Annotated in this window: 10 protein-coding genes; 4 read left to right on the forward strand and 6 right to left on the reverse strand. The window is 39.7% G+C overall.

Features of this window, described 5'->3' with window-relative positions:
- Window positions 1-158: 158 nt before the first annotated feature.
- Together ACFE6N_RS01585 and ACFE6N_RS01590 are read right to left on the reverse strand one after the other, a co-directional pair.
- Entirely contained in the window at window positions 159-992 is an 834-nt protein-coding gene (locus tag ACFE6N_RS01585; protein ID WP_378933154.1) for a prolyl oligopeptidase family serine peptidase, read from the reverse strand.
- Window positions 993-1,080: 88 nt separating this feature from the next.
- Window positions 1,081-1,296 (reverse strand): hypothetical protein, encoded by a 216-nt coding sequence (locus tag ACFE6N_RS01590; RefSeq protein ID WP_145857900.1) that lies wholly within the window; start codon window positions 1,294-1,296, stop codon window positions 1,081-1,083.
- Between the two features lie 246 nt (window positions 1,297-1,542).
- Here ACFE6N_RS01590 and ACFE6N_RS01595 point away from each other — a divergent pair, with 246 nt between their 5' ends.
- Window positions 1,543-2,145, forward strand: a complete 603-nt coding sequence (locus tag ACFE6N_RS01595; RefSeq protein WP_378933157.1) for a porin family protein — start codon at window positions 1,543-1,545, stop codon at window positions 2,143-2,145.
- A gap of 419 nt (window positions 2,146-2,564) precedes the next feature.
- Here the strand turns inward: ACFE6N_RS01595 and ACFE6N_RS01600 are convergent, their stop codons facing one another.
- From ACFE6N_RS01600 to ACFE6N_RS01610, 3 genes are read right to left on the reverse strand one after another with little or no spacing between them, the layout of a single operon-like run.
- A complete protein-coding gene (locus ACFE6N_RS01600; protein WP_378933160.1) occupies window positions 2,565-3,371 on the reverse strand; it encodes a DUF4397 domain-containing protein in 807 nt (268 codons plus the stop codon).
- 20 nt (window positions 3,372-3,391) lie between these two features.
- Window positions 3,392-4,942: a SusD/RagB family nutrient-binding outer membrane lipoprotein gene (locus ACFE6N_RS01605; protein WP_378933163.1), complete on the reverse strand. Its 1,551-nt coding sequence runs from the start codon at window positions 4,940-4,942 to the stop codon at window positions 3,392-3,394.
- Window positions 4,943-4,953: 11 nt separating this feature from the next.
- Complete coding sequence (locus ACFE6N_RS01610; RefSeq protein ID WP_378933166.1) at window positions 4,954-8,037, reverse strand: SusC/RagA family TonB-linked outer membrane protein; 3,084 nt, start codon at window positions 8,035-8,037, stop codon at window positions 4,954-4,956.
- 237 nt (window positions 8,038-8,274) lie between these two features.
- Between ACFE6N_RS01610 and ACFE6N_RS01615 the strand changes: the two genes are divergently transcribed.
- Entirely contained in the window at window positions 8,275-9,021 is a 747-nt protein-coding gene (locus ACFE6N_RS01615; RefSeq protein ID WP_090983597.1) for a DeoR/GlpR family DNA-binding transcription regulator, read from the forward strand.
- A 139-nt stretch (window positions 9,022-9,160) separates the two neighbouring features.
- Here ACFE6N_RS01615 and ACFE6N_RS01620 read toward each other — a convergent pair whose 3' ends face one another.
- Complete coding sequence (locus ACFE6N_RS01620) at window positions 9,161-10,357, reverse strand: anhydro-N-acetylmuramic acid kinase (protein WP_378933170.1); 1,197 nt, start codon at window positions 10,355-10,357, stop codon at window positions 9,161-9,163.
- Window positions 10,358-10,508: 151 nt separating this feature from the next.
- On the opposite strand from ACFE6N_RS01620, the gene nagB reads away from it, so the two are divergent.
- Both nagB and ACFE6N_RS01630 read left to right on the forward strand, forming a co-directional pair.
- Window positions 10,509-12,434: a glucosamine-6-phosphate deaminase gene (gene nagB / locus ACFE6N_RS01625; protein ID WP_090983594.1), complete on the forward strand. Its 1,926-nt coding sequence runs from the start codon at window positions 10,509-10,511 to the stop codon at window positions 12,432-12,434.
- Between the two features lie 210 nt (window positions 12,435-12,644).
- Entirely contained in the window at window positions 12,645-13,805 is a 1,161-nt protein-coding gene (locus tag ACFE6N_RS01630; protein ID WP_378933173.1) for an acyltransferase family protein, read from the forward strand.
- Window positions 13,806-13,818: the final 13 nt, after the last annotated feature.

Genomic DNA, 13,818 nt, shown 5'->3' on the forward strand with positions numbered 1-13,818 from the left:
ATAATCTACCGCCTTTTTGAAAGATACTTAGTGTTATATACAATGTAAATGTACAAAAAGCGATAAATATAAAAAACGACCGCTGGAGGGCAAAGCGTAAATTGAGCGTTACGCAACAGGCCATTTAAATACCAGTTTCAAGGCTAAGGCAGTGTATTCTATTGATGCTGGGAAAACAGCCAGGCCGGTATTTGAGGTGTAAGCAATAATGGAATTGTAATCAGGTTATGATCTAACTTATTATAAGTCGTAAACAATAGATTACGATTGCCTTTTAAAGCGCGATATAAATGCTCGCTCCCCTCATATGGATTGTCATAATCCTGCCTGCCATGAATTAACCAGATCGGCTTCTGACTTATTGCTTTTATATTAACAAAATCGGGAACTGCAGCAATTGAAACCATGGCGGCAAAGGTTTCAGGAGCCATGTTCATCAGGTTCTGTGCCGTAGATGCCCCCATAGAATAACCGACCAGATAAATACGGTTAGGATCTATCTGAGGATATTTATTTTTTACCTCACGGATCAAATCCAATAATAAATGTACATCGTCAGATGGCTTCGAGATTAAGCAATTTCTTACTGAATCTGGATAATAATTTGATGCTCGTGTTTGAAACTGCGGAGCAATTACAAATGCCTGGTACCTCCGGCGTATGTCTGGCCGTAACCAGATCCTGGCTAATGGTTCTAATTGCTTTTCATTATCTGTACCTATCCGTGTTGAGTTATGAAATGTAATCACCAGTGGATACTTCTTCTGATTTCTGTTCTTCACTGGCAATAGCAATCTATAATTAATAGATTGGTTTCCTTTACTTAAAGTTTGCTTAAGGTAGTCATTGGCAGATAAATTATTTAATTCTTTTCTTGTCTGCGCTGAAGTTAAACTATCGGTGAAAGCATCGTTAAACACCTGTTTTTGTGCTGTTGCGGTAAACGCCACTAACCAAAGCAAGGATGCCAATATAAAAGAATTACGTTGCATAGCAAGAGCAAAATACCTGAAGCTATTTGTGTATTTAAATTGCCTAAAGAAAGTTTAAATTAAAATTTTTGCTAAAAAAATGAAAATCTTAAAGCCTGTTTCCTTTAGTATCGGCAAGTGCTTTTTGAATGGTAAATTCGATGTAGGTACGGTCGCGTTTTACCAAACGCATTAAATCTTCAACCAATTGATCTTCTTTGCCAGGTGTAAATTCCAAAGGCTCATTTGCCAGATCGCGGTATTTTCTTAAAAATTTAGTTTTTACCTTAAATGCGGTTTCGGGAGTAAGTTGAAAATTAGCCATGGCATATTTTGTTTGATGCAAAAGTAAAAAATATTTGTTCAGGTTGACACCTTTTTATGTGACGGAATAAAAAAAGTAGCTATCCGCAAAAAAAAATTGCACGATAATTGTGTTAAATGCGCGTTATAAAACCAAATCCCGGAACAGAAAACAGCTAAAGAGGTAAAAAGAAACCATAAGAGCAAAACGCACATAAAATCTCTTGAGCACTGTTTTGGAATTACAACTAAAAACAAATTAAACAACATGAAAAAAATCATTTTCTCCATTGTTTTCCTAACCCTGGGTTGGGCAACATCAAAGGCACAAACTTTTAACCTGGGGGTTAAAGCAGGTGTAAATGTGGCTAAGTTAAATGCAGATTTCGCAAGTGAAGAAAACCGCTTAGGTTATCAGATCGGTGCCTGGGCACGTATTGGTGGCGCCAGTTTTTATGTACAGCCTGAGGCTTATATTGGCAGCAAAGGCAATAAATTTATCAGCATTCAACAGGATAATGGCAATGAGGTATCTGCAGAAGGGAAAGTAAAATTCACGACTTTGGATATTCCTGTTTTATTGGGAACAAAATTTGGCGCCAAAAATTTAAACTTCCGCTTAATGGCCGGCCCGGTTATTTCATTTGTGTTGGATGAAAATTCTTCTTTTAGTTCTGCTTATCAACAAGCAACAGATTTTAGCAATTACAAAAACCAGGCATTGGGCTTACAAGCCGGTGCAGGTGTAGATGTAGGCAGCATTTCAGTTGATTTACGCTACGAAGCTGGTTTATCAAACATCAGCAAAAGCGAAAAATATACACAAAAGCCCAACTTATTTCAATTAAGTTTAGGGTTTAAGATTTTGTAGTTTTTACAAGAGAACAAGTAGTAATAGGCGGCCAATGGCCGCTTTTTTTTATTTCAGGATAGTTAAGCTATCGCTTTTTAATCGCTGACCAGTTTGCATATGGAATAACAATGGAAGAAAGAATTCCGGCATACTTCCCACTAAAAAAATTCGGTTTATTTCACAAATGATAATTACATCAGTTGAATTATGAATACAAGCCATAGCTTTTCCCTCATAGGGCCTAACGGATCAGCATTGAATTACCTAATAAGCTATTCCACAACTAATTGGCATATATAATCTAAATCATTAAATAATCAGTAATAGTCCTAACTAAGGCATATACTGATTAACACTACCGAAAATAGCTGAGCAGGATCATCAATAAAAAAAACCAAGCCGATAATCGACTTGGTTTAAAACAGAGACAGTTTTAACTAATAAAATGTGGTATAACTGGTAATGGTTGGCGGAAAGGCTGTATTGCCAACTACTCCCTTTAGATACAGTGTATAAGCTCGTCCCTTTGATAAAGACAGTGTAAATGTACCTGCAATAACGGCTCCTCCCGTTGAAGTATTATATAAAAGATACTTAATGCTTGGTGCCGTGCCAGAACCGGGGTTAGGGACTTCTGCCCAGCTAGAAGATGTTCCATAAGCCACATTCGAAATAATTTTTGGTCCGGTAGGAACATCACCTTTAATCAGATCAACATTGGGGCCACCATTATATACGTTAATAACACGGACAAAAACCTTCGAGGTATCCAGAGATGGCTTGATATCTTCAACTACCAACGATGAAGGTATTTGCTTTGTTGTGGTATTGTATTGCCCTGTAGTAAAAATTGTATAATATTTTCCTGCCTGCGGATTTATCGAGGTATTAAAAACCTCCAATCCTGCATCGGTTGTAGCCGAAGCTATGATTTTTGCTGTTAATTTATGTGATCCCGGAGTGGTCGTTGCATAACCAAGATCCGGGAATAAGGACGTAGCTGTTGTGTAATTATATCCTGCATTTTCGACCCCCAAAGATGAAAGTCCTGCAGAAAACTTGGTCCCATCTACAAAAAAGTTAACGGTTGGACTATTCGGCGTTACATTCAAAATTTTAATGTAAGAATATTTTGGGTCGCCTGGTTGAATTTTTTCGTAGACTGAGTTCTCCACTAAAGCCTGCTTCTTACATGCGGCAAACAACACAGTAGAAACGGCAATTAAATATAATATCTTTTTCATGTTCTTTTATTTAGTATTCGTTACGGTTGAGAGAACCACATTTTAAAAGTATGATAATTAGGCTGATCGCCCCCAATTTTTTTAAGTGCCTCTAAATTCCAAATGTACTCTGAGTTGTAACGTGGACGGTAGCGCTGAATTGGCTTACCTCCGTTATCGGCATAAAACGAAGCAGGAAAAAAGAAAGTACCTAAATATGGATTATTTCCTTTAGAATCACCATCGAAATAATTGTATTTACGTAAATCACTCCAGGTTTCGACAAAACCATAACCATAAAGTGCCAAATATTTTTGCAACATAATATCCTTTAATGTTAACGTAGCTGCCGTTTGTTTTACTGCTGCACTGGCTAGATAAGCCGTTTTATCCGCAGAAGTAATTGCTGTACCAAGTGCGCTAACAAAATCAATACTGGCCGAAATCCCTTTAGTATAAGCATCTAGTGCTAAGCTAGTATTTCCGCTTCTGAATGCAGCCTCTGCTTTAATAAACTGCATTTCCGAATAAGTCATGATCGGAAAGCCAGCATTATCTTTAAACAGGTATTTACCAAAAGTGGGGCCGGGATTGACCGAGCCTAAAGTTCCCCAAGGATTAGGAATCTGGTTTTTGGCAGCAACAGTTCCGGGATCTGAAGTATTTGGGGTAGTCCCCCTGAAAACACCATCAGCAGAAGCGGTAATCATATTGTTTCTACGTGGATCAATCACAGCGCCCTGTGTACCAGCTAGATAAGTTCCATCTAACAGACCAACAATAATTCTGGTTTGGCGGTATGATGCTAAGTTTGCCCTTAAAGGCCCGAAGAAATTACCGTTTGTAGCAGTTGTACCTAAATTTGGAACGATAAAGTTGTCGGCATTACTTGTTAAGGATTTATCCACATATTCGATTACTTTAGCAGGATCATAATTAGCCTTGTTAATCAAATTATTGGCGTTTCTTGCTAAAATACCATAATTAAACCTGATCCATTTAGCATTATCTCCTGCATATATTAAATCAGCAGGTGCTAATTTAGCTACAGTTCCGGAACCATCTGTTCTGCTGAAATTAGCAATTGAAAGATTAGCCAATCTTACCACTTCAGCATATACATCAGCTTGTGAATCATAATCAAAAACATAACGGTTAGGCTCATAGGCTTCTTTCAAAATAATATCGCCGTGGTAATCAGTTGTAATCTGCCAGCTCCATGCTTTTAAGGCCTGAGCCAAGCCTACATAATTCCACTCTGTTTTAGCCGTTGATTTATCGATAATAAGGTTTAAATTAGCACCTAATCCGTAATAATTTGTCCGCCAGATTTCTCCGGCCGCATCACTTGACGGAATCCACCCGTGAGATTCTCCAACATTGACAGCACCACCAAAGTACTGAATAACGCCCCCCAGATACCTGGAGTCGAACTGTACCCCTCTTTCCATCTGCGCAAATAAAGGCGGTGTTAATGTTCTGCTTTCAGGATCCTGTGGAGTTGCCGGATCTGTATTAATATCTAAGTACTTTTTACAACCAGAACTGATCATAGTTGCAGCCGCAACAAATAATATATATATCTTTTTCATTTTAATTCGAATTAAAAACCAAGTCTAAGACCAAAATTATAACCTCTTGGCTGACCTGCAGAACCATAATCAATTCCCGATCCACCTAAACCACCTGAAGATGCATTGAGCCCGTTTACCTGAGGATCTACCCCATTATAATTAGTAATTAAAAGCAAGTCCGTACCCGTAAAGAAAACACTTGCATTTTTAACTACTTTACTTTTTGTAAATAAGCTTTTAGGAAGGTTGTAGCTCAAGGTAATATCTTTTAATCTGATCCAATTCACATCTTTTTGAAGAAAATCGGCAGTATTAAAGTAGGTAGAATAGTAAGATGTAGTGATATAAGGAATTACCACGATATTATTTTTTGTTGGATTAGCGCTATTTTCTAAACCATCTCTGAAAACCCCTTCAATAATGCGTGGCGTTTCGCGATCTAAACTTAACTTAGACAAGCCTCTTTGATAGAGATATTCTTCTGTCGCATTATAAATATCACCGCCTTTCCTGATGTCGAGCAGAAATGATAAGTTAAAGTTTTTATAAGTGAAGCTATTGGTGACACCAGCACCAAAATCAGGAGCCCGATCGCCAATAGGTGTAAAATTGGTATCGCGTATCGGCATACCGTTACTCGGATTGATCAGCACCTGACCGGCATTATTACGAAGATAATTCTGACCTGCAAATGCCGAAATTGAAGAGCCTACCGTGTATTGCGCCCTAACGTCATCTGTTAGCCAGGTATCTGATAGGTAGAAAACATCCTGGCCAGCTGGAAGAGACAGAATATAACCGCGGTTACGTGAAATATTTGCAGAAATATCCCAGGTAAAATCTTCGGTTTTAATAGGTGTTCCTTTAATCAGTAGTTCGAATCCCCTATTCCTGATTTTCCCACTATTGATATAGCCTAAAATTGCACCTGTTGCATAACTTAAACGTGGAGCAGTAATTTGCTTATCAGAAAGGTTTTCATACAATGAAAAATCGAACGACAATCTATTATTAAAAAAGCCCAATTCCATACCCACCTCTTTTGAAGTGGTAAATTCTGCAACCAAATCAGGGTTGCCTGCCGTTACATCTGTAGCGAAACCACCACCAGTTGTGGTTTGTGCAATAAGCTTGGTTTTAGTAATGTAGGCTGTTCTGGCATCTTTGCCAGACTGACCCCACGAAGCTCTTAATTTACCAAAGGATAGCCAGTTTAATTTTTTTACGGCAGGTAGCTCTGTAAAGATAAAACTTAACGATGTTGCCGGATAAAAGAAACTATTGTTTTTAACCGGAAGTGTTGATGAAACATCTTCACGACCAGTGAATGTTAAGTAAAGAAATTCATCATAACCCAACTCTGCCTGTGCAAAACCTCCAAATTTACGCTTAACAAAATCAGAATAGGCTACACGCTGGGTTGTTGGATCGGTATTATTGATACTGTAATAATCCTGTTCAAAAAATCTTGTTCCAAACTGAGCGTTGGTAGCATCGTCATCATCGGTTAAATCCCCCCCTATCCTCAGAATAGGTTTAAACTTACCGAAATCCTTTCTAAAGGTACCAACAACTGACGCGTTAAATAAACGCTTGATATTCTGATAAGTGTTAATACCTCCTCCAGAATAGACCGTACCACTCACATTAGATGCGTAGGATTGCGGGTGATAAGCAGATAAACCTGTCTGGGCATACATATCTGCGCCAACCCTACCTGTAACTGAAACCCATTTGGCTGGTGTATAATCTAAACTCACATTGGTTAAAACGCGGTTTAATTTGTCGTAATTAGGATTTTTATTTACGCCCCAGTAAGGATTATCCAATTCAGCACCTAAGCTTGTACCTAAAATTCTCCTACCTCCGGTTTGAGGATCGATATAATTGCGCATATCATCAACCCTGGGCCATGATAATGAACTTAACATCGGACTACCTGCCCCCCTATATGTTTTATCTGTTTTGGACGAGATGAAATTTAAAGATGCATTAAGGCTTAATTTATCACTGATTTTCGAAACACCACTTAACTTAAAGTTCAAACTGTTAAAACCGGTACCAGGAATATATCCTTTCTGATCTGTGTAACCTAAACTGGTTCTTACAGATAGTTTTTCTGATCCACCTTCTACAGAGGCATTGTGTTTTTGCGTGAAGCCTGTTTGGTAAAAATTTTGAAGATTATCATAGGTCGGCAGCTTTTCTGGATATTTTGCTCCAAAATAGGTTCGTGTCCTTACTTCTTCATCAAATATACCACCAGCACCGCCGCCATAAACTGTTTGATAATCAGGAAAACGATAGATATTTTCTACCCTGAACGAGTTGCTATATGTAGCCCTCGCAGTACCCGCTTTAGCTTTTTTTGTGGTAATCACAACTGCACCTGAAGCCCCTTCCGTTCCGTACAATGCAGCCGCTTCAGGTCCCTTCAAAATGGTTATGGATTCAATTTCTTCCGGATTAATGTCCATTACACGGTTACCGTAATCATTAGTCCGGTTAAAACTACCTTGTCCAACCAAACTGTAATCAGAAAACGTTTTGTTAGAGATTGGTAACCCATCTACCACAAACAAAGGTTGATTATCGCCATCCAGTGAAACACCTCCCCTGATGATAATCTGCGAAGAAGATCCCGGCAAACCGGTTGTAGGTGTGATAATCGCACCAGCAACCCGTCCCTGCAACGCATTAAGGAAGTTGTCGCGTTGTGTATCAGCAATTTCAGCCCCCTTAAGTATCTGAGCAGAATAACCCAACGCCTTTTTGTTACGGGTAATACCCTGACCAGTAACCACCACCTCTTCAAGGTTGCTGGCATCGCTGGCCATCACTGTATTGATGGAAGCATTTCCCCCAACAGCTTTCTCCTGTGTTTTAAAGCCTATGTAAGAGAAAACAAGTACATCGGCTTTTAACGCTTTAATGGAATAATTTCCGTCTGCATTGGTTTGTGCAACCACAGTGCTTCCTTTCACACGTATAGAAACACCAGGTATAGGCCCGTCAGTAGACGTAACCTTACCGGTAACGGTTATTTGTTGCGCGAAAGCATGGGCCAGCAACAAAAACGTACCAATAAAAATTAGTAGTAATTTTTTTTTCATAAACTGCCTGTTTAAGGAATGATTGATTTGTTAGTTGTAGTTAGTTAAATAGTTGTTTGCCAAACACGCACAATAACGCATTTTTATGCTAATATCATAAATGTTTCGGAATAAAAAAACAATTTAACAAACTATTTACCAGCACCTAATCACATTAACACGCATCAACACGCAAAAACGCGCAGCATAAAGAAAATCTAAAAATCTTTTATACTTTCGCTTAAGCCAAACATCACTATGCTAAAAAAAGAACGCCACGACTTCATCATGCGACAGATTAATTTGCACAACCGCGTGTTAACCTCCGATCTGGTGCAGCAGCTCAATGTTTCAGAAGATACCATCAGAAGGGATTTACAGGAACTTGTTGACGAAAACCTGCTCTATAAGGTTCATGGAGGTGCATTATCCAAGTCGTATCATAGTTCTTTCGATGACAGTACGGTATACGCCCGAGATAGTAAAATTGCTATCGGCAAAAAAGCTGTTCGCCTGATCAAGGATGGCATGGTGATTTTAACAGGCGGCGGAACAACAATTTTAGAGTTTGTAAAACTGCTTCCGCAGGGATTATCAGCCACTTTCTTTACCATTAGTCCGCTGGTTGCTGTAGAACTGGCGAAATACAACAATATTGAAGTGATTTTGATTGGCGGCCTGTTTTCAAAAAATTCGCAAATAACTTACGGCGGACAAGTAATTACTCAACTATCGGAAATTAAGGCCGATTTATGCCTGATGGGAACGAGTGCCATCCATCCCGAAGAAGGCTTAACCGACACCTACTGGGAAATTAACCAACTTAAAAAAGCCATGTTGGCCTGCGCAAAAAAAACAGTAGTACTTTGCATTTCAGAAAAACTCAACATTGCTTTACGCTTAAGAGTTTGTCCGATAGAAAGCATTAGTTATTTGATTACCGAGCTGGATATAGATCATGAATCGCTTTCGACCTACCGCCAAAAGGAGCTGAATATTTTATAACTTAATTTTCCATCTTTTCCTGATCTGGCCGACAGTTGAAATGATTGAAAGTCAAAACCGCTGAAAGTACAAGGTACCAATCTGAGTGTCAGTTCAACTTTCGAATGGACACTAAGATGCTGAAAACTAGTTCATAAACCTACTTTGGCAAACTGATTTTACCCATGCAAACCGATGGCACACCTTGCCGGTTGCCAAAATCAATCGGCTCACCGCATAGCGTTTCATTGGCCAGAACAGCGAATAAAACAGCCTCTTTTGCATCAGGATTAACATTAAGATCTTCAGTGCTTAAGAAGCTGCAAAATGGCAGCTTGATTTGAAGAAGCTGAACAAGCAGCGGATTGTGCATCCCGCCCCCGCTCATAAATACCTGCACCGTGGCGTCCGCTCCAAAACAACGTTTTATGGCATTGGAAATGGCTTCGGCGGAAAAATGACACAGGGTGGCCATTACATCCTCCTGGCCTAAATGCGTTGTTGCAGATTTTTCTTGCGCCTTTACCAAATATTCCAGGTTAAATAATTCCGGCCCGGTAGTTTTCGGAAAATCCAACATGAGGAATTCACAATCTAGCAATGCCGCCAATAGGCCGGGATTTGAATGACCGCTCCGGGCAACAGCCGCGTGCTTATCATAAAATTGATTAAACTGTTGTTGCATATACTGATCCATCAACGTATTACCTGGTCCAACATCTGTCGAAAAAATTTCGCTGGCATTGGTGTTCCCGGGCAGGTACGTGAAATTTGCTATTCCTCCAATATTTAACATTACCCGATCTTCCCCCGCTTTTGAAAACATCAGATAATCACCATAAACAGCCAAAGGAGCACCTTCACCTCCTGCAGCCAAATGTTTCTGCCTAAAATCAGATAAGGTAATAATCCCGGTTTTAACGGCTATATGGTCGCCATCTCCAATCTGTAAAGTACCATTAGGATAATCGGCCAGTTGGTGCAAAGATTTTGGTGCGTGGAAAATAGTTTGTCCGTGGCTGGCAATAAAATCGATGTCGTCGTTTTTATACCCCCATTCCTTTAAGGCTTCATTGATTAATTGGGCATGGGTATTTGCAATGTACTCGTTCATCAGGCAAACCAATTGCAGATCAACTTCCTTTTTAGAGAATATGGCTTTTATTTTCGCCCTGAAATCAGCTGTATAATCACCTGTTTTAAATTTTAAAACCCTGATATCGGTTTCGGCACCACTTTTCTTAACCGAACAAAGGGCAATATCCAGCCCATCCATAGAAGTTCCACTCATCAACCCGATAATCAGCCGTTCCGGCTTGCCTGCTTTAGAATATAACTTTTGGATCTGTGCGTTCATACTGATTTTATCGTAAAAAGATCAAACGTTTGTGTACCCCCTTTAATGGATTTTATGCAAATACTTGCAATAAATGTAAATAACCTTTATTATAAATTGGGCATAACTCTTTATATTTACTGCTCCGTACATTAAAATCCATATAAAAAAAATGGCTAGATTAAATCTACTGGAGGAGACACGTTTCGAGAAATTACCCGTAAGCGTGTTCGAAAATCCAAAAATTGCTTCAATTAATGTTGCACATCGCATTGCCGAGCTCATTAAATCAAAACAAGCAAACAACGCACCTGCAGTACTGGGCTTAGCAACAGGTGTTACCCCAATTGCAGTTTATGCCGAACTGGTTAGACTGCACAAAGAAGAGGGCTTGAGTTTTAAAAACGTAATCACTTTTAACCTGGATGAATATTATCCAATGGCGCCAACTGCGGCACAGAGTTATGTGACGTTTATGAACGAAAACCTTTTCAATCATATCGATATTGACAAAAAAAATGTCCACATCCCTGATGGTACGCTTGCACTGGAAGATATTCCGGCTTTCTGCGTGGAATATGAAAAGAAAATAGGCGATCTTGGCGGCCTTGACATCCAGATTTTAGGAATCGGCCGTACTGGTCACATCGGTTTTAACGAGCCAGGTTCTGCACCAAATTCTGGCACCCGTTTAGTTACTTTAGATGACTTGACACGCCGGGATGCGGCACGCGATTTTGGTGGAAAAACTTTTGTACCAACAAAGGCCATTACCATGGGTATCGGTACAATTTTCAAAGCAAGAGAAATTATATTAATGGCCTGGAGCCGTAAAAAGGCCTCCATTATCAAAAAAGCTGTTGAAGGCGAAATTTCAGGTGAAGTTCCGGCAACATACCTTCAGCTTTCTGATCATGTAGAATTTATACTTGATGCTCCCGCAGCTTCAGAACTTACCCGTTTTGATACACCATGGCTCGTTAAAGATTGTATATGGACAGATGCTTTGATCCGAAAGGCAGTAATTTGGTTGGCCAATACATTAAAAAAACCAATCTTAAAATTAACTGAAGACGATTATAACAATAATGGCATGGCGCAACTGGCTACTGAAAAAGGACCGGTTTATAATATCAACATCCATATCTTTAATAAGTTACAACACACCATAACCGGGTGGCCGGGTGGCAAACCAAATGCCGACGACTCCCAACGTCCGGAAAGAGCCATACCCGCTCAAAAAAATGTAATTATATTCTCTCCTCACCCGGATGATGATGTGATTTCGATGGGCGGTACTTTTTTACGCCTGGTCGATCAGGGGCATAATGTACATGTAGCATACCAAACTTCGGGCAATACTGCCGTATGGGATGACGATGCACTTCGTTTTGTGGAATTTAATGTAGATTTTACCGAGAAAATGGGCATGGACAATACGCAGTTAAAGGAGCTTTATAACAACATGAGAACCTTTATTGAGCAGAAAAAACCAAACCAGATCGACACCCCTGAGATCCAGACGGTTAAAGGGCTTATCAGAAAAGGTGAAGCAATTGCCGGGGCAAGATATTGCGGCCTGGAAGATGATCACATCCACTTTCAGGCACTTCCTTTTTATGAAAGCGGAAAGGTTCAGAAAAACCCGGTAACCGATGCCGATATCGAACTTACAATAGCCCTGTTGCAGCAGGTAAAACCTCACCAGGTTTATGCTGCCGGTGATTTTGAAGATCCTCACGGAACACATATTGTTTGTTTCAAAATTGTTTTAGAAGCCCTGAAACGCTTACGTAAAACCGAAGCCTGGGCGCAGGATTGCTGGCTATGGATGTATCGCGGTGCATGGCATGAATTTGAAACCCATGAAATCGAAATGGCGGTTCCAATCTCTCCGCAAGAGCTTGAGCGCAAAAAATATGCTATTTTTAAACACCAGAGCCAGAAAGACAGGGCGGTTTTCCCTGGCGATGACGCAAGAGAGTTCTGGCAACGGGCTGAAGACCGTAACCGGGATACAGCAAAAGCTTATGACGAGCTTGGACTAGCAGAATACGAAGCGATGGAAGCTTTTGTTCGCTGGAAATTTGAAGATTAATAAAATATGATTCAATCCTGCTTTGTTAGCTCAAAGCAGGATTTTTTTATCCTCTGAAGTTTCAAATGCCATGGGCGTGGGAAGACTTCGAAAGTTTTTCATAGACTTACGAAGTTTGCTGCTCACTGCTATCCGCCTAAACTTTGCAAGTAATTTCTCATTCTAAGAACAATAGTCTAAATTAGTTTGCTAAACCAAACCCAGCTAATCATGACTGAACCTAAACAACGCTTGCTATCTCTGGATTTTTTTAGAGGTTTAACAGTAGCCGCGATGATCTTAGTGAATAACCCTGGTAGTTGGGGCCACATTTATGCACCTTTGGAGCATGCAGAATGGAACGGCTGCACACCTACCGATTTGATTTTTCCGTTCTTTTTATGGATTGTTGGTGTTTCCATCGCTTTTGCCATGAGCAACAGTAAAGCAGATCGCTCTATACATCAAAAAACAATCATAAAAGCGGTTAAGCGTGGTATTATCCTATATTTATTGGGCTTCTTTCTAGCTATCTTCGGGAAAATCATCAGTGCATTAACAACCGACAGTACCATTGTCGAAGCTTTTAAAACGGTTAGGTTACTGGGTGTTTTACAAAGAATAGGAATTGTTTTCATCATCAGCAGTATCATTTTCATTAAATTTTCGAACAAAACGATATTTAAAATATTAATTGTGGTACTTGCCGTTTACTGGGCATTAATGACTTTTATCCCAGTACCGGGAGTTGGATACCCGAATTTGGAAAAAGAAACAAATTTAGCGGCCTGGATTGATCGTGGAATTTTAACAGAGGCACATACCTGGGCTTCATCTAAAACCTGGGACCCTGAAGGAATTCTAAGCACATTGCCGGCAACAGGTACCTGTTTATTTGGCATTCTGGTTGGCATTTGGATGCGCAGAAAAGATGTAGATAATCCAACAAAAGTGGCCTGGTTGTTTACCACTGGAATTGTTGCAGTTATTTTAGGCTTACTCTGGGACCTCCAGTTCCCGATTAACAAATCGTTATGGACCAGTTCTTTTGCGTTATATACAGGTGGCCTGGCCTCTATTGGATTGGCGCTCTGCTACTGGATCATTGATGTGCAGGGTTACAAAAAATTTACTACCCCTTTTGTTGTGTATGGTGTAAATGCCATTACAGTTTTCTTTCTTGCCGGATTAATGCCAAGAGTATTAAACCTCATTCAGATTACCAAGACAGATGGCACCAAAAAAGGCATCCTGGTTTGGTTTTACGAGACTTGTTATATACCGTTTTTCAGCCCGATAAATGCTTCACTGGTTTGGGCCATAACCTATGTACTTGGTTTTTATGTATTATTATATTTTATGTACAAAAAAAACATTATCATTAAGGTTTAGTAAAAAAATGCTA

The sequence above is a fragment of the Pedobacter sp. BG31 genome, from assembly GCF_042464845.1.
In the GTDB taxonomy this organism is placed as follows: Bacteria; Bacteroidota; Bacteroidia; order Sphingobacteriales; family Sphingobacteriaceae; genus Pedobacter; species Pedobacter suwonensis.